Source organism: Comamonas sp. B-9 (assembly GCF_000410635.1).
GTDB lineage: Bacteria > Pseudomonadota > Gammaproteobacteria > Burkholderiales > Burkholderiaceae_C > Comamonas.
This window is the reverse complement of record NZ_KE148603.1, coordinates 14,483-31,458: the sequence shown is the minus strand read 5'-3', so window position 1 is coordinate 31,458 and position 16,976 is coordinate 14,483. Positions and strand designations below refer to the sequence as shown.

Here is a 16,976-nt window from a genome sequence, read left to right as displayed (position 1 = left end):
ATAAAGCTGCACAGCAATGCATAGCAGACCACAAAGCCGCTTAAGCCCCGCAGCAGGATGGGGCGCCGGCCCCAGCGGTCACTGGCCGCCCCCCAGCGCCTGGCCAGCAGCACCCAGGCCAGGCCCCCCACGGTCACAGCCATGCCGGCCTGCCAGGGCGCCAGACCCAGCAGTCGGGCGATGGGGCCGATCAGCGCGACGAAGGACATCATCGACAAGGTGCAGACAAAGTTCTCGAACATCAGCGGCCGCATGCTGAAACGGGGTGTGGGCGCCGCAGAGGCTGGCGCTTCAGAGGGGTTGGCGGTGCTTGCCGAGGTGGACGGGACGGTCATCAGACTCCTTCGATAACATGGTTTTTAAATGATAATCAATCTCATTAAATGATAGACTCGGTCCCTGTGATTTGCCCCTCTTGGGATGAACGTCATCCCGCCATGCGCGCCGTTTGCGGCGCTGCCAACGCCCCGGCGTTGTAGGGGCCAATGGGCAGCGGTGCTGAACTGTTCCGCTGCGTTTCTTTCATCCTTCGCGTGCAGTTGACTGCATCTGCCTGACCACCTTCCAACCCGCCATGAGCGCCACCATGACCACTTTGCATGCCGCTACCAGCGCCCGCCGTACCTTGCAACTCCGCCGCCCAGCTGTGCCACAGCCGCAGGACGCCGCCGATACGCCCGCTGCCTGCGAGGCCGAGTCCCATGCTGGCGAGCCACTCACCATCGCGTTGCAGCCCCGGCCGCTGAACGATGCCAACCTGCAGGTGCGCAGCGTGGACAGTGCCAGCCTGCTGGCCGGCCACAAGACCGTGCAGATAGCGCATAACGGCTCGGTCTACACCTTGCAGGCCACCAAGCTGGGCAAGCTGATCCTGACGAAATAAAGCGCTCCATACCGCTGATAAAACACAGCCCGCTGGCATGTCCGTGCCAGCGGGCTGTGGTGTTTGTGGGCTCTAGCCATGGCCAGAGCCTTGGTGATGATCAGAACGACACGGTGGCCGACAAGCGGTAGGTGCGCGGCGCGCCGGGCATCACAAAGCCATCGTTGAACATGCCGATCCAGTAGTTCTTGTTGGTCAGATTCTCCACACTGGCGTTGAAGCGCACAGGCGTCGATCCGAACTTGGTGGCGTAGCGGGCCATTGCGTCGATGCGGTTCCACGAAGGCACCTTCAGGCGGTTGCCCGAGTCTGCCCATTGCGAGCCGGTGTGGAACAGGCGCCCGCCCACCGACAGGCCTTGCACGGGGGTGTCCCAATCGATGCCAATGCGGGTGCGCAGCTTGGGCACGCCATAGTTTTCCAGCCCGGTGTTGGTCTGCTTGGACTTGATGTACTCGACACCGCCCAGCAGCGCCACGCTCTCGCTCAGCTTGCCAAACGCGCTCCACTCCAGCCCGCGCAGGCGCTGCTCGCCATCGAGCACCTGGAAGTTGCCGCTATTGGTGATGATCGAGGGCTTCTTGATCTGGAAGGCGCTGATCGTGTGGGTGGTCTCGCCCGCTTGCAGCTTGACGCCCACTTCACTTTGCTTGGTTTGCATCGGCGCGAGGGTGTCGCCGGTATTGGCGTAGCCCACACCCACGGTGCGGCCAGGCTCCAGGCCTTCGGTGTAGTTGGCAAACAGCGCGATGTTCTCACCCCAGGGGCGCAGCACGCCAGCAACCATCGGCGATGTGCGGCTTTCGCTGTAGTTGGAGGCCACGCCATTGACCAGCGGCGTCTTCACCGTCTGGTGGCGCAGGCCCAGGGTCAGCAGCAGCTTTTCATCCCAAAAGCCCATGGTGTCGGCAATCGCCACCGAGCGGAATTCGTTCTCCGTCGTGTAGTCCTTGAAGGTGGGAGCAGCCGGGAAGGTCGGCTCGGTCGGCCGGTACATATTCGTCGTGTAGCAGTAGTTGCAGGCCGTGTTGACCGTGCCTTCCTTGTGCTTGAGGATGTTGAAGGACAGCTGCAGGCGGTGCTGCACGCTGCCGGTGTCGAACTTGCCGATGACGCCCGCCTCGGCCGTGCGGCGCTCCGACTTGGTGTGCACGTTGTAGATCGCGCCGCGCGTGGTGCCGTCTGCGCCGGTCACAATGGCGCGCGTGCCAAACAGCAGGCCCTGGCCTTCGGCCTCCGACCCGCCCGCTGCCACATAGCCCTGCCAGTTTTGGCTGAAGTCAAACTCGGCCCGGGCCAGCAGACCGCTGTTGTCGTACTTGCCATGCGAGCCCCTGAACAGGTTCACATCGCCATCGGGCGGCGAGAGGAGATAACCCACACCGGGGATGGCCGCGCTGCCCAGGAAGCTGAACATCGCCGGGCTGCCGCCCTCGATCTTGTTGACGCTGTTGTACAGATCCAGGTAGAGGCGGAAGTTGTCGCCCAGGTAATCGAGGCCCAGCGCGCCCACATTGCGCTTTTGCTTTTCGTCCTCGGCACCCATATCGCCCGAGCCATAGACGCCATTGAAGCGCAGGCCCAGGCGCTGCTCGGGCCCAAAGCGCTTGCCCACATCGGCATGCAGCTGGTAGTACGAGTCGGACACATAGGTGGCGGTCAGATCGGCAATGGGCTGGGCCAGCGCGCGCTTGGTCACCATATTGACCGAGCCGGCCACGCTGGCGAGCGGCGGCATGCCCGAGAGCAGCACATTGGGGCCGCGCATCACCTCGACCCGCTCAAACATCTCGATCGGCACCGAGTTGGCTGGCGCAATGCCGTAGAGCCCATTGGTCGCTATGTCCATCGCCGTCACATCGAGCCCGCGCAGGTTAAAGTTCTGCAGCAAATGGCCCTTGTTGGTGGTGAAGACCACCGCGGCATCGTTTTCCAGCACATCCTGCAGCGACAGCGCCGACCAGTCCTCGGCCAGCTCGCGCGTATAGGCATTGACGTGCACGGGTGCCTCCATGATCGAGGTCGCCCCCAGAATGCCCAGCCGTGCCCCCTTGGCCGCCTTGCGCCCGGGCGCGAGCGCGGGCAGGTCTTCGCGCTCATAGCGGTCGCGCACTGTTACCTGGGGCAGGTTGACGGGTGCGCTGGCGCTGGCCTCGGCCGTCGCGCCTGCGTTTTGGGCTGACTCGGTAGGCTGAACCTGCTGGGCCGATACCCCGGCGCTGGCGGCTGCGGCCATCCAAGCCAGAACGATCAGGTTGGGTTGGTGTCTGCGCGTTTTTGAATGTGACATAAGAGTGACGCTATGGTTAAAAATAAACAAGAATCATTCTCAATCGTATTCATCAAGCGCTACATATGCAACTTTTTGTTGTATTTCGGGGATTACCCTGTGTGGGATGGGGTGGGGCATGCGCCTGCAGGAACCTGACGCGCCAGGGCGGCCGGGATGCGGCCCTGGTCGCCATTGATCACTCTGCCAAGCTGTGGTGCGTTCGGATTGAGCGCGAGTCAGCAACGCAGGTGGCTGCAGACTTGAACAGGTCCTCAAACTGACTTTTGATCTTGGCGGTGTTCAAGCCAGTCCGTGTGGCCTGCTGCAGCCAGATGCCGCTGGCGCAAAAGAAGGAACAGCGGCAATGCCAACGAGGGCCCCACCACCAGGCAGCATAGGGGCAGCCACAGCCGGGGCATTGCCAGCCTTCTGCCTTCGGCGACGATCCACACGGCAACCGTAATGCCCGAGACCAGAACATCCGACCACGCAAAAGCAGACAGCGGGCTGGACGTGGCCTGTTGCAAGAGCAGTGGCATATCCAGGCCATGTGCGGCAAGCCATGGAATAAATTGCGACAGCGGCAATACGGTGCCTGCGATACAGAGAAACAAGTAGAGGATTTGCACGATTTTTAATGGGGAGATTGAATCTTTGGATGGAGTAAAAGGTCTTGGTAATTCTAGTTTTAGATTGCCAATTTACTTGCATCTATACTGGTTCAAAACTCAGGAGATCAAGTGAAAAAGATAAATCGCATTTCAGCGTGGCGCCCTGCCATTGTGGCTTCCTTGTTGGCTGTTTCGTGTACCTCCACTTGGGCCGCGCGCAGTTTTACCCCCCAGGCAGGCACCTGGGTTATCAGCGAAGAGTTGGATGGCAAACCAGGCCGGGGCCTGGCGATTGATGTGCAAGGCAATACCTTCTTTATGCAGGTATTCGGCTATGAGAAGAATGGCGACGCCACTTTCTACACGGCCACCGGGCAACTGGATGGTGATTCCATCACCGTGCCGCTGATGCAATACCAAGGGGGGCGCAGCTTTGGCAGTGACGCGAGGGATGCGCAAGAACTGGGATCGCCAGGCAATGTGACGGTCAGTTTTGCCAATGGACTGCAGGGTACGGTGCAGTTTCCAGGGGAGCCCGCACGGGCGATTCAGCGCTTTGAGATGCGAAGCGAGGACTACCTATCCCGCTATTGGGAAAAGGGTAAGACACGTTATTTTCAGAGCACGATGCTGGATGCCAGCCAGAATCCACATTGGTTTGCAGGCATCAGTGTGGGCAAGCTGACGCAGGATAAGCAGTGGAAAGTCTGGGTTTCGGAGCTCAGAGACTATCCCGGGCAAACGCTCGATTGCACGCAGGTGACCGGCAAGGATGAATACCACTGCACAAGTCCTGAGACGCAGGCCCCATATGACCCGCATCCCTTTGTTCAATCAATGAGATTGCGCATTGCCAATGTGGATTTGGTGGGTGTGGCGGAGGTGATCAGTCAGGGCGTAAAGCAGACCTATTCGCTCAACGGGGCTGCAGTCGGGGGGGATGATCGCACGGGTATTGCAGCCTGCCCGAGCTGGCAGGATATATATGTTGGAGATATCTCCGGCTGCAGCGCAAAGCAGACCCCCAGCAGCGGCACCTGGCTGGTTCGGGACGAAGTGACGTTTAAGCCTGGGCGCGGTATTGCTATTGATGTTCAAAACGGGATGGCGCTTGCCCAGGTGTTCAACTACCTGCCCAACGGCGACGCCACTTTCCATATGGGAAGCGGTGAATTCCAGGGGAGAGAAACAAGCTTTGGCCTGAACCGATACCGGGGTGGCCGCCCATTGGGTGGGCCATCGGCCAGTGCCGAATTGGCGCAGGCCGTTGGCGATCTCACGCTGGATTTTGTGGTTCTGGAATCGACTGCACAGTCGTCATCTCGGATTGAGGGCGGTATAGCGTTTCCAGACGAGGTGCGCAGGCCAATGTTGCGCATGGCCATGGAGCCAGGTGTACTGGATGCGCGAAGTCTGTTGGGTCAATGGTGGCTGCGATTCGACGCAGAAAGCGGCAACCAGCGGGTGATTGAAGCAATCACCTTGTCGCGTGTAGAAGGAAAGTACACCCTCAGTGCAGATGGGGCAGTGCGCTGCTGGCGGTCTAACCCACAGTTTCTCCCTCAAGGCGTTTGCGTGTGGAACCGCGACGGCAAGGTCTACCGCGCGTCATTGTTTCAGCAAGCAGGCAACCGAGGGTCTTATGCGCTGCAGGTCCGCGACCGCCACGGCAACCTGATGGGACTGGGCGACGTTCCCTTGGAGTGATGCCTGCGAAGAGGGGCTGGGCAACCAGCCCCTCGCAGCCGATGCCAGGCGCAGGTCAAGACCTTAAGTGCGCTTCTTCCGCGTATCCGGTAAGAACGCCGTCGCCAGCCCCAGCAGCGGCAGGAACGAGGTCAGGCCATAGACCCAGACGATGCCATGCGCATCGGCCAGCTCTCCCAGGCCAGCGGCACCGACGCCGCCAATGCCAAACATCAATCCAAACATCAAACCCGAGACCAGGCCCACGCGGCCGGGCACGGCCTCTTGCGCGTAGACCACCAGCGCGGCAAAGGCGGATGACATCACCAGGCCGATGACGATGGCGAGCACGGCAGTCCACACCAGGCCCACATAGGGCAGAGCCAGCGCAAACGGCGCAACGCCCAAAAACGAGATCCAGATGACGGCCTTGCGGCCGATGCGGTCACCGACCGGGCCGCCAGCAAAGGTGCCCGCTGCCACGGCGGCCAGGAACATGAAGAGAAACAGCTGGCTGCTTTGCACGCTCAGGTTAAAGCGTTCGATCAGGTAGAAGGTGAAGTAGTTGGTGAACGATGCGATGTAGACAAACTTGGCGAACATCAAAATGCAGATCACCATGACGGCGCGGATGACGCCCGCGCGGTTCAGGCCTTCACCCGCATGGTTCTTGGCCAGGCTCTTGGCCTTGGCGCTGCCGTTGTGGCGCACCCAGATGGTCAGGCGGTACAGCACAAAGATGGCGACCAGCGCGACCACCATGAACCAGGCCACCGCTGGCTGGCCATGGGGGATGACGATGGCCGCCGTCAGCAGCGGGCCAATCGCAGAGCCGGTATTGCCGCCCACCTGGAAGGTGGACTGCGCCGTGCCAAAGCGGCCGCCCGATGCCAGGCGCGCAATGCGCGAGGCCTCGGGGTGGAAGGTGGCCGAGCCCACGCCCACCACGGCGGCGGCCACCAGCAGCATCTCATAGCTCTGCGCGGTGGCCAACAGGCCAATGCCGATCAAGGTCATGCCCATGCCCGAGGGCAGCAGGTAGGGCTTGGGGTGCTTGTCGGTGTACATGCCAATCCATGGCTGCAACAGCGATGCGGTGACCTGGTAGACCAGCGCAATGACGCCAATCTGCCCAAAGCTGAGCGAGAAGCTCGCCTTGAGCATCGGAAAGATCGACGGCAGCATCGCCTGGATCATGTCGTTGAGCAGGTGGGCAAGTGCGGCGCCGCCCACAATGGGCAATAAAAAGCCGTGCTGCTGGGTGTCTGCAGCTGCGGCAGGTGCTGCAGCCAGTGCAGGCGAGGGGTTGAGGGTGGCGGTATCAGCGGTCATGGCGTCGGGCGGGCAAACCTGGGCAGGCAAAGAAATCGGGCAAGCGGCAAGCGTACGGGAAGATGCGCTGGCGCAATCGCGCAAGCAGGACAAGAAATGTCGAATTTTTGCCAGTTGAGCGAATGACAGTCATTCGCGGGCAAGGTAGATGCGTGGCCAGCTGCCGCTTATGATGGCCATTCACTCCAATGCAAGGACGGCCCCATGACCCAGATTGCCCATCTTCGTGACGCGATAGCAGCGAGCCAGCTTTTGAACGACGTGCAAGCCGACGACGGCTTTGTGGTGGGCAGTGTGCGGTTTCAGGCCGCTGGGGCCGATATCCATGTCAATGTCGACCCGGAGCTGGCCGACAACCCGGACATGGATGTCGATGCCCTCATCGCCAATACCCAGCGCTTTTTGGCGATGCCGGCCAATCAGTGGACGGCGCTGGTCCACGACATTGCGCTGGAGGTAGAAGAAGCCGTTGAAGACGATGAGGTGCAAGAGCCCACCGATCTGCGCGATGACCTGCGCCTGCATTCGGTCGCCGTTTTTGCAGATGCGGTGTTGCTGTCATTTGTCGCACCCAAGCAGTTTCCGCAGTGCTGGGTGCGGGCCCAGCTGTGCGAGGAGCTGCTGCTGGAAGACATCTCCATTGACGAGAACGACGGTGTGGAGACCATCGAATTCAAATCGCTCGATGACCTGCTGGACAACCTGAGCGCCAACAACGACAAGTAGCGCCCCGGCGGCCCGGCGGCCCGGCCCACCGGCGCACCGCAGCCCTCGTCCCAGGGCTGTCTGTGGGTTACGTGTCGCGCATCAGGCGGCCGAAGGCGCCGGCCCAAAATATTCCGGCACCCGCTGGACCAGCTCCTCGGCCGCTTCCCAGAACTGCTCGTCCAGTTCTTCAATCTGCTCAGACAAGTCACCGGCCACTGCGCGGTACACATCATCGATGTTGTTGACCTCGTCCGACTGGGCAATGGGGCCCACCAGACGCCAGAATGAGGTAACTACCGCGAGCGTGGCGCTGGCCTTGATCTGGGCAAGCGCAGCCAGCGCTGCATCCATCTCGGCCATGCCCCAGTTGCCCAGAAACTGCAGCAGGCCGCCGTTGTAGCCATCGGCCACCAGGCGCCACAAGGCCACCAGCGCCCGGCTGCGGTGATTGAGCTGGTCCGCCTTCCAGTCCAAGGCCTTTAGCTCGGCCAACGCCGCTTCAAACAGCGCATCCTGTTCCAGTGTCCAGACATTGAGTGCGCCGTCAGCCGAGGTCTGACCGGCGCTGGGCCAGTTGACGCCGCGCCTGTCCGCGGTGGCCACCCATTGCGACCGCTCTTGCGCGTTCATCGCCACCACCTTGGGCCCCACCCAGGACAGCGGAGCGGCCAGCTGGCGGCCATCGTCCAGCACCAGCAAAACGCGCTTTTCTTCAAAGATGACGTCGGTGATCGGAGATCCGGCGACGGCATGCCCGTCGTGCTTCATGCATGGCCTTTCCGGGGCGCAAACCTGCCCTCTACAGCGGATGAGTTTAAGGGAGATCCCGTTTCGGCGAGGGTGCTGCCCGCGCCTTGTCTTGAGCGCCCTCCAACCCATAAAAGGCCCATTTGTAAACAGCAGGTAAACCTGGTGGTTTCAAATCGTTGTTGCGTAACAGCTAAATCAAATTTTGGTATTTGTTTTAATCGAAACATCTTTGCTTAATGCAGAAATGAATATCATTTTCCATTTATATATTTCATTATTGCAAGTCGCTGATTGTAATTTCTAAAATAGAATGTTGATAGCGTCTCTCGTACTATATTTGCCGTAAATTTCTGCATCCCCGCCATCTGGCTTGCCGCTCGCCGTTGCCGACATGGGCACCGGTCTGCGCTGCTGGTTGGGCTGGCTACGCCAGGCTGCCTTCAGGATCCCCGTGCGGTTGCAAGCGCAGAAAAGTCCGCGGAAACCTGGCGTCCGATATGGAAATGGTTCTGCGCGCAATATATGAATAATAGTGAGATTAAAGTCCCACATGTAATGATCGTTGATCGCGATCTACAGCAACTTCGTCTTCTGGTCACCGCGCTGCGCAGCCGCTCTTACACCGTCAGCGTCATTGACAATGAGAGCCAGGTCTACACCCGCATTCTTTTACAGCCTCCTGATCTGGTATTGATGGATGTGCGCTTGCCCGATCGCAGCAATATCAAGGCGGCAAGATTGCTTCAAGAGAATGCATCGACCCGTAATATACCCATCCTGTTTATCTCTGCGCTGTCTGATAAAGAAGACCGGCTGCTTGGTCTTCGTGCCGGGGCTGTTGACTATATATTGAAGCCGTATTATGTAGATGAAGTGCTGGAGAGGGTTCGCATCCATATCGCGCTGGCGCGTAAAAGAACCGGATGGGAGCAGCTCACCGGGGATGCGGTGAGTGCATGGGAAACCCCTTCTGGAATCCTGCCGGCCAATATGAGCATCAAGCAGGTGGCGACCGAATTCATAATCCATCACCTCAGTGATTCGACGCTAAAAGGCCGTGATGTGGCTGCCAGCCTGGGCCTGTCCACCCACCGCCTGAATATGGTCTTTGAGGCCACCGTGGGCATGACCGTCTTTGAATATATCCGCAAAGAGCGGATGTCCAGGGCCGCAATGATGCTGGAGACCGGCCCACTGGGCGTTGCCGACATTGCGACCGAAGTCGGCTATGCGAACTCCGGCAACTTTTCCACCGAGTTCAAGAAGTTCTGGAAAAAGTCACCCAAGCAATACCGCATGGCATTCCAGGAGCAGGCGGCACCGGTGCCAAGCCAGCCTTCTGCAGATAAAGCGCTGGATTAGCGTGGGCAGGCGTGCAGCCCCGCTACCGCCAGCATGGCGGGGTGGGCGCGCCATGGCCGACCCCGGGACCATGATCATCCAAGCAGCTTGTGCTGGGGGTGCCGCACGCAGGCGAGGGCTGCAATGCCGATGGCGAGCAGAGCGAGTGCATGCCACCCCAAGCCGGGAACCGGTGTGGCGCTGGAAATGGGTACATTCGGGGTGGTGGTGACAATGGGGGTGATACGCGCCCAGCCATTGGCACCCGGCAGGCCCTGCAGATTCTCTCCGGGCGGAAAGCTTGGCAAGGACGCCGGATCCACCACCGCGCCAAGCGCGCCGACTGCCAGTTGCGTGTTGCTGATTGTGTAGGCCGCAGCGGCTGCGTAATAGCAGCTGCCGCCGCCGGTGGCGCTGCTGGGTTTGGTGGCATGCACCCACCACCAGTTGCCGTTGTCCGACATGGTTCCTGCGCCAGAGGCGCCCCCGGCCCCGGCACCGTTCATATAGCCACCGCCGCCGCCAGCGCCGGTGGCGATGGTGGAGCCCCCGCCTGACATTCCATCTGCCGAGGCCAGGCCCTGGCCCCCATCTGCCGGCGTGCTGCAGTCTGCGGTGTTGTTGAGTGCCAGAGGCGCGGCCAGGCCCGATACACCCACATCGCGCAGCGACTGGCCATAGGCCGCGCTGCTGCCACCCCCGCCGCCGCCGGCCCGCAGGTACAAGCGGCCCGGTATTTCCAGTGCAGACGCACCGCCACCACCGCCTGCGGTGTAAATGGGATCGATGGCGGGGCTTTGGCCGATGGCGCCATCAGCACTGCGCCCACCGCTGCCTGCGCCCTGGCCGCCCAGGCCGCCTTCTGCCGGATCCAGCATCGTCTGGCGGTCAACCCCCGCGCCGCCGCCTTGCGCCACGGTAATGCTCAGCACATCGCCGGGAGATACCGCCACCCGGGTGCTGAGCTGCGCGCCATTGCCGCCGCTGCCTCCTGGGAAGCTGCCGTCAAACCCAGCCATCCCCATGACCATCTCAATGCCGGTGCCACTGCCACCCCCGCCCCCCGCCAAGACCACATCGAGCGCATGCACGCCGGCGGGGACGGTATAGCTGTGCACCCCTGGTGCAGAAAAATCCACCGTCTGTGCCTCGGCCGATACGGCTGCAACGGAGAGTAGACCTGCTGCCAGCAGCGCCCCATGCATGCGGCCCAAGGAGCCAGTTTTTTGGGCGTAAAACATCTTCATAGCTTGTGCTTTCTTGGCGGTGGTGCCTTGGCAGCAAATGTATCTAAAAGATACGCGGGTATCAATAAGAGCTTACGCCGAGCCATGACCGTATTTTCTTGGTGCAATGCATGGACGCCTTGGCAGCGTCATTTGAGATCCTCACCGAACCACCTCCTATGCGATTAACGACGCTTCCCTACGGCAAACCCCGTGAGATACATCCCAACTCTGACGTGGAGAGTCTGCGCTTTTCATCCCAGGGGCTAAGCCTGCGCCTGGCGCTCGGGCTTGGCCCGCAAGACATGGTCGACGGTTTGGATATCTCCTTCGCCGATGTCTCCGCGTTCCGCTATCTCGATGAGCTGGACTTGCAGAGGTACTGGAGCTCGAATGGCTTGGTGCGCGGCTACCAGGTGCTGGAAGTGCAGCAGGGCGGCTGGTTGGATGAAGAAGTCGCACTGCAACAGCGCCATCTCCACCAGCGCGAATGGCTGGTGGTAACGGGCAACGGCTGCGTCAGTGTGTTCGCGGCTTCCGCGCCCGAGGTCGTGCCAGTGCAGTGGCCTATTGGATAGGCATCGGGTACTGCCGATGCCCTCACCTGCTACAGCACCGTGTACAGGCTGTGTGCCAGCCGAAGGCTGCAGACGGCCAGGCCTCCAGGCTTCCGGGCCTAACGGGCAAACCGTACACGCATTCAGCAAAGCCCCTCTTTGCCGCGTGACTCCGCATACGAAAGTCTGGACAAGCACCACCGACACGGCCAAAAAAAATGCCAGTCAGCATGGCACTGACTGGCACCGGTCTGAAGGCCGATCAGCGATCAGGCACTGTGCTTGCGTGTACGCCCCATGCCGAGCATGGCCAGGCCTGCGGCAAGTACCAGCAGCGCCCAGGTGGACAGCGACGGAACCGCAGTGGGCACGGGGATCGCGCGAATCGTGATCTCGTGGCTCAGCTTGCTGTCAACACCCGAAGCGCTGACGGCAGACGATCCCACTTCCGTTGGCTTGCCCTCGACCACACAGGTGACCACAGCTCCTTCTGGGATGGCGGAGGGCGATGTCCAGCTGGTGGCAGCCGGGGCAGCGGGCGTGACGATGGTGCAAGCGCCAGGCCCTTGGGTGATGCCGGCAGGCAGGCCGGAGACGGCGCAGCTTGCGTCCGTCTGGTCTGCACTGCCCCGGTTGCTGCAGCTGTAGCTGCCTTGGTAGGGCGTGCCGACCGTTCCCGTCGATGGCAATCCGCTCAGATCGATCACAACATCCGCAGCGCCCACCACGGTGATGTCCCGGGTCGCCGTGTTGTTGCGCAGGTCGCGGTCTCCCGTCGTGCCGGTGCTGCCCGTCGTTGTCGTCGTCTTCTTCACATTGGCGGGCGTGCCGGCCACCTCACAAGTGACGACCGCGCCTTGCGCGATGGGGTTCCCTGCGGTCCAGGCCGCGCTGTCGGGGCTTACGGTGCAAGCCTGGATGCTGAGCCCTTCTGGCAGCGGGCCGGTGGTGCAAGCCGTCGCAGACAATGCATCGGCATCGCCCAGGTTGCTGCAGCGCAATTGCCCTTGGTAAGGCACGCCCACCGTCGCGGTGGGCGGCAGTCCGGACAGGTCGATGGCCAGATCGGGTGCCGTCACCGTCATCGTGACCACCGAGGTCGCGCACTTGGTCTGGTTGGGCGCTGGCAAGCAAACGTCGTAGCTAAAGGTATCGACGCCCACGAAGCCAATGGCAGGCGTGTAGATAAACTCACCTGGACGAGCAGGATTGGCCGCAATCGTTCCGCCGTTGGCCGACGTGGTCTGCGCGGTGACCGAGCTGCCCTCCGGCACATGGGGATCGTTGTCCGTCAGATCCAATGAGCCCGAGGGCGTGTTGATCCGCGTAGTACCCGTATCGTTGGCCGTAGCTGGCGGATCCTCAAAAGTATTGGTGATCTTGGTGGGCACCCAGGTTTGGGGCAGTTCCGTTTCTGCAGGCAGTCCTGGCAGCTTCTCTTCGCGCACTGCGATGTTGTCCAGCTCAAAGCCGTCGCCCCAAAAGCGTATCTTCTTGATGGTGGTGGAGCCGAAAGCGGTAGTGTCCTTGAGCACATAGTTCAGATACACATAGGGCTCAGCGTTGTTCCCCTCAATAAAGGGATTGCCGTTGTACTGCGCTCGGCTGTAGCTGATGTTCTGGTCCAAGGCCTTCATCGTGAGATTGGAGGGCGAGTTCAAAAACGCCATCAGATCGTCGGTGGTCATCGCCGTCAGCACGTTGTCGTTCTCATCGAGCAACTCCACGTTGTTGCCGTTGGAGCCTGCGGACCACCAGAAGCCGACATAGCGCGCAGGGTTGGTCAACGTCACGGTCACGCCGGCTGGGTTGCCCGAAGTTCCTGCATTGAGGAAGTTGGAACCACCACTGCCCATTACCGTGCCGGTGCCTGCGCCGCCATACACATTGGCAGCGGCCACATTGGTATTGCCTCCAACGCCCACCTCGTACGTTCCGATGGCCCAGTTGCCGGACGTTTTAGTGCCCAGGGTCTCGCCGTTGAATGTTTCGATGGTGTACGACTGCTTGTAAGCGTCGGACCAAGGCAGAGCGCCTTCCGGCACCGCTGCATTGAGATCCGCATTGCGGACGGGTTCAGAGATATAAAGCGTCAGCTCACTGGCCTGGGCATTCCAGGCGCTCATTCCAGCCAGGCAGGCAAGGGCCAAAGCCGCAGAAGTTTTTGTCATAGACCTTGTGAATAATTTAGAAAACAAAATCTTCGGTATGAAGCGTCTTTGTCTTTTTTCGGGACGAGTCATTTCCCTCGCACATCAAAAGGCGAGTCGCGGTGGTTCGGGCTTTAGATCCGTGGATACGCCCCGCTGGCAGGGAGCAGGGGGCGCTTGAGGAAATCCATGGCCCATAGATGGGCTTGCCGTCAGCGGGCGCTGCTGTGGAGCGCGAGGGAGATTCGAAGCGATGGATTGTAGAACAAAAAGAACATTTGCTGACAAAATTTACAATTGAGAAGAATGGCGAAGAAGGTGCTGCCCAGCGGCCATCTATCTGCCTTGCGCACGGCTGCGCAGGGCGCAAACGCTGCCCACCGCAGGCCCCTTCAACGGCGCGCCGATGCCTGGGGATTGCCTTGCATCCACACCACAAAGGCCTCCAAGCGTGCATCGAACCCTGCCGCAGATGTGCGGGGCGCATAGAACAGGTTCTTAGGCCTGCTGCACAAAGAAATCGGCCTGGCTGGTATGTCTGGAAAGCGCTCCGAGATATACCGCGCACAGTCATCCAGCGACCGGTGCCAGTACCCGCCTGGACTGCCCAAAGCCAGGGGGCAGTCCCTAGATAGGCTGATTTCGGCTACCTGGCCAAGGGCAGTCCAAGCAAAAGGCCCATGCAGACCATGAAGCAATGGCATCAAACGCATCCTGAACGGCTCAATAGGCGGCCCTGTGCACGTCCGAGGTGCGCCAGCTAGCCCGGATAGGTGGGCCGATGGCTTTGCATTCCCAAGGCTGGCGAATGGCAAAAAGGCGCGCGTTTCAACCATCCGTGCACCGGCAAGAGAACAAAAATCGTCACCGCTTGATACGCATACCAGGCTAACAAGGGCTGAGGTTCTATCTATGGCCTAAGCGTGCTAACAGGGAAGTTGCAAACTCAGCTAACTGTAGCCAGATGGCACTTATGTTTTGAGAGTATCTATCGCGATTTTTGGGTAGTTCGCGGTTTCAGTAAATGCTGGGATCAGTAAACCTTCATTTCTAAAAACGCTCTTAATGCTTGCCAGATGCAGCTGAAATTGCGCGTATATGCCCACTGCGACTAAGTATGCATCAGGGCAATGAGAATTTGTGCAACAGCATCAATTCATCTCAGAATTCGTTTGAGTCGATCACCTGATTAAGTATTTATAAATCCATATTGAAAATTCAATGTCAGTATTTAAGCTTTTAATCGACTAATACTCATAGTCAATAATTATTGAGTGTTTGATGTTGATTGAAAATAGGTTTAAATTTTTGATCAGAGGGTCGATAAAAAACCATGAAAAGTTCTCGCCAGAATGTACATCAAACAACCCATTGGGCTTGGAGCGCCACCGCTCGCAGCCGTTGGGCACATGAGCAAAGGAGGTGGTATGCCATGCTTAAAGTTGCTGCGGATAGATGAAAGAGAAATCTGATGACTGGAAAATCAGATCGCCATTGCCTGTTTGCATTGATGGTGGCATACGCGCACTGCGGCTTTTTTCAAGAAATCATGCTGGATTTGTTCCAGGAACCCAGGTCTGTATCCCAGTCGTGATTATTTTGATAAGAACGTCAGTGGAAATATTGATCCACTTAATGGATTCCTTTTACGCCAATACGGGACCTTCATCTTGCCAGAAAAGATGGCTTGATCTTGAGAGACGATCTTCTGGCTGCAGGTGCATGTGTCGGTAGGTCATCTGTGCAAATGACCTGCGGCAAAGCACCTGGGGTGCAAATCACCTGGGGTGCAAATCACCTGAGGCTCAGGTGTTGCACTTCAAATTTGAGGTAGCCAAGGATAAATGCCCATGAATTCATATAATTACTTCATTTAAAAGTGCCATCTTCAATCAAGAAATTTTCTTTGCGCTATAGCGGGTGTACAGACTGCGCTAAATGGGCTTCGTATTATTTTCTGAAAGCATGAGAGGATTGTATGATAAGAAATCACATTAAATTTATTATTTCACCTCTTTTGATTTTGGCTGGTTGCATTTGTAATCATTCCGCTTTGGCGGCTCCAGGCGTGCCAGCTGATCCGTTGGTGGTATGGAGTGAGGATTTTCAAAATTTACCGACTCCAACGCTAACGTCGGATGTCACTGATTTGCTTGGCTATACAGGCTTGAATCCTGTCAACCAGGCTTACACGGCAGACCCGCCTTGGACCAGTCCATCGAAAATGTGCAATGGAATTTTGGCTGCATACCATCAAAATCCTAACTCAACAGTAGGAATAGCTGCCTGTGCAGGTCACAAAGGCAGTTGGAACTTCTCCCAGCAGCTGAGTCAAGCGCTAGGGATTTTGAGAGGCCAAGACATAAATACAACTTCTCGCAACAATTATGCAGTGACTGCATTTACGACTGGGGATCCCGGTCCTGACTTGATAATTCTCAGAACAGAAGGTAATATCCCCTTGGTTGCGAGCAAACGATTCCTATTGACTTCAATAGATACGGCTGCACTTAACTGTCAGTCAGGGTGTCCATTATTGCGCTTTTCATTTGTTGATCAGGATGGTGTAGAGGAAAATATTTCACCTGATGCTGTGGATATCTGCGCTAATGGTTCCAGAGTGCCAGTGAGCGCACTAGGAGGTAATGTTGCTGGTACTGCAGTTGCAGGAATTATGAATTCTCCCGCAGCATTTAAATTTTCCGGAAGATCAGTTGGGTATATTATCCGGAATGCGCAGGGATCTGGAAATGGCAATGATTTCGCATTCGATAATCCAAAAATTTTGGATGCCACTCCTCAACTTGACAAGGCATTTGATCCGCCGTCGGTAGCGATGGGTAATTCCACCAACATAGTCTTCACGATCACGAATACCAGTGATCTGCTGGCTAAGGAAGGTTGGAGTTTTACGGATATACTCTCCCCAGGCCTCGCGGTTTCAGGAGTTCCAACTACTAGCTGCCTCGCAGCTTCGACACATGTTTCAGCGCCAATAGGGGCTAATGTCATTTCGGTTACCAGCAGCTTGTCTAATGGGATGGCATCATGCACAATAACAGTGCCCGTGATGGCCTCTGCTGCTGGCATTTATCAGAATAACGAGAATAATATTAGCCTGCACGAATTTATTAACCCCCCACTTCCAGATACATCGAATCATCTAGAAGTCACGCCCGCTGCCGATATGCAAGCAAGTTCTTCGCTGCCTGCGAATGTCACTGCTGGGCAAGCAGTTACTGGCACTATTACTTGCCTGAATGCAGGACCCAGTGCAGCAGACTCAGCAACATGTGGAATTTCTGGACTTCCAGCAGGTGCAACGACGAGCTGTACACCCGCCGTCCCCACTGCGACGCCACTCACTGTATCCGGCGCGATCTCTTGCAACGTTAGCTTTGTAGCGCCTGCTACGGGCTCCATTACAGCAATGATCACGGCGGGCAGCGCAACGCCAGAC

The 16,976-nt window shown here is 58.5% G+C and carries 12 protein-coding genes and 1 pseudogene; 6 read left to right on the top strand and 7 right to left on the bottom strand.

All coding sequences use genetic code 11. The features are described 5' to 3' along the window. A pseudogene (locus H928_RS0115830) lies at positions 1-335 on the bottom strand (MFS transporter); the annotation flags it as partial. Positions 336-586: 251 nt separating this feature from the next. On the opposite strand from H928_RS0115830, the gene H928_RS33475 reads away from it, so the two are divergent. Beyond that, complete coding sequence (locus tag H928_RS33475; RefSeq protein ID WP_232539382.1) at positions 587-883, top strand: hemin uptake protein HemP; 297 nt, start codon at positions 587-589, stop codon at positions 881-883. Between the two features lie 100 nt (positions 884-983). On the opposite strand, the gene H928_RS0115820 is transcribed toward H928_RS33475, so the two are convergent. Together H928_RS0115820 and H928_RS28210 are read right to left on the bottom strand one after the other, a co-directional pair. Continuing rightward, positions 984-3,173, bottom strand: coding sequence for a TonB-dependent siderophore receptor (locus tag H928_RS0115820; RefSeq protein ID WP_021027388.1), 2,190 nt, complete (start codon positions 3,171-3,173; stop codon positions 984-986). Positions 3,174-3,427: 254 nt separating this feature from the next. Further along, entirely contained in the window at positions 3,428-3,784 is a 357-nt protein-coding gene (locus H928_RS28210) for a DUF2834 domain-containing protein (protein WP_021027387.1), read from the bottom strand. A 111-nt stretch (positions 3,785-3,895) separates the two neighbouring features. Between H928_RS28210 and H928_RS30230 the strand changes: the two genes are divergently transcribed. Continuing rightward, entirely contained in the window at positions 3,896-5,473 is a 1,578-nt protein-coding gene (locus H928_RS30230) for a hypothetical protein (RefSeq protein WP_148293186.1), read from the top strand. A 63-nt stretch (positions 5,474-5,536) separates the two neighbouring features. On the opposite strand, the gene H928_RS0115805 is transcribed toward H928_RS30230, so the two are convergent. Then, positions 5,537-6,784 carry an MFS transporter gene (locus tag H928_RS0115805; protein WP_021027385.1) on the bottom strand — a complete coding sequence of 416 codons (1,248 nt, stop codon included), beginning with the start codon at positions 6,782-6,784 and terminating at the stop codon, positions 5,537-5,539. A 204-nt stretch (positions 6,785-6,988) separates the two neighbouring features. Here H928_RS0115805 and H928_RS0115800 point away from each other — a divergent pair, with 204 nt between their 5' ends. After that, positions 6,989-7,510, top strand: coding sequence for a hypothetical protein (locus H928_RS0115800; RefSeq protein ID WP_021027384.1), 522 nt, complete (start codon positions 6,989-6,991; stop codon positions 7,508-7,510). A gap of 81 nt (positions 7,511-7,591) precedes the next feature. Here H928_RS0115800 and H928_RS28200 read toward each other — a convergent pair whose 3' ends face one another. Further along, a complete protein-coding gene (locus tag H928_RS28200) occupies positions 7,592-8,260 on the bottom strand; it encodes a DUF4375 domain-containing protein (RefSeq protein ID WP_021027383.1) in 669 nt (222 codons plus the stop codon). Between the two features lie 537 nt (positions 8,261-8,797). Here H928_RS28200 and H928_RS30935 point away from each other — a divergent pair. Next, positions 8,798-9,604, top strand: a complete 807-nt coding sequence (locus H928_RS30935; RefSeq protein WP_158400566.1) for a response regulator — start codon at positions 8,798-8,800, stop codon at positions 9,602-9,604. A gap of 74 nt (positions 9,605-9,678) precedes the next feature. Here the strand turns inward: H928_RS30935 and H928_RS0115780 are convergent, their stop codons facing one another. Then, positions 9,679-10,830: a hypothetical protein gene (locus H928_RS0115780; RefSeq protein ID WP_021027380.1), complete on the bottom strand. Its 1,152-nt coding sequence runs from the start codon at positions 10,828-10,830 to the stop codon at positions 9,679-9,681. Between the two features lie 110 nt (positions 10,831-10,940). Between H928_RS0115780 and H928_RS31660 the strand changes: the two genes are divergently transcribed. After that, positions 10,941-11,387 carry a hypothetical protein gene (locus H928_RS31660; protein ID WP_148293185.1) on the top strand — a complete coding sequence of 149 codons (447 nt, stop codon included), beginning with the start codon at positions 10,941-10,943 and terminating at the stop codon, positions 11,385-11,387. Between the two features lie 248 nt (positions 11,388-11,635). Here H928_RS31660 and H928_RS30225 read toward each other — a convergent pair whose 3' ends face one another. After that, positions 11,636-13,492, bottom strand: coding sequence for an Ig-like domain-containing protein (locus tag H928_RS30225; RefSeq protein WP_021027378.1), 1,857 nt, complete (start codon positions 13,490-13,492; stop codon positions 11,636-11,638). A 2,002-nt stretch (positions 13,493-15,494) separates the two neighbouring features. Here H928_RS30225 and H928_RS32430 point away from each other — a divergent pair. Next, positions 15,495-16,976 (top strand): hypothetical protein (locus H928_RS32430; RefSeq protein ID WP_158400564.1); only part of this gene is annotated, 1,482 nt, incomplete at its 3' end.

Bases quoted from the DNA above. Each gene is read 5' to 3' on its own strand.
- H928_RS33475 (WP_232539382.1), top strand. From the start codon at position 587: ATGACCACTTTGCATGCCGCTACCAGCGCCCGCCGTACCTTGCAACTC.
- H928_RS0115820 (WP_021027388.1), bottom strand. From the start codon at position 3,173: ATGTCACATTCAAAAACGCGCAGACACCAACCCAACCTGATCGTTCTG.
- H928_RS0115805 (WP_021027385.1), bottom strand. From the start codon at position 6,784: ATGACCGCTGATACCGCCACCCTCAACCCCTCGCCTGCACTGGCTGCA.
- H928_RS0115800 (WP_021027384.1), top strand. From the start codon at position 6,989: ATGACCCAGATTGCCCATCTTCGTGACGCGATAGCAGCGAGCCAGCTT.
- H928_RS28200 (WP_021027383.1), bottom strand. From the start codon at position 8,260: ATGAAGCACGACGGGCATGCCGTCGCCGGATCTCCGATCACCGACGTC.
- H928_RS30935 (WP_158400566.1), top strand. From the start codon at position 8,798: ATGATCGTTGATCGCGATCTACAGCAACTTCGTCTTCTGGTCACCGCG.
- H928_RS0115780 (WP_021027380.1), bottom strand. From the start codon at position 10,830: ATGAAGATGTTTTACGCCCAAAAAACTGGCTCCTTGGGCCGCATGCAT.
- H928_RS31660 (WP_148293185.1), top strand. From the start codon at position 10,941: ATGGACGCCTTGGCAGCGTCATTTGAGATCCTCACCGAACCACCTCCT.
- H928_RS30225 (WP_021027378.1), bottom strand. From the start codon at position 13,492: ATGAGCGCCTGGAATGCCCAGGCCAGTGAGCTGACGCTTTATATCTCT.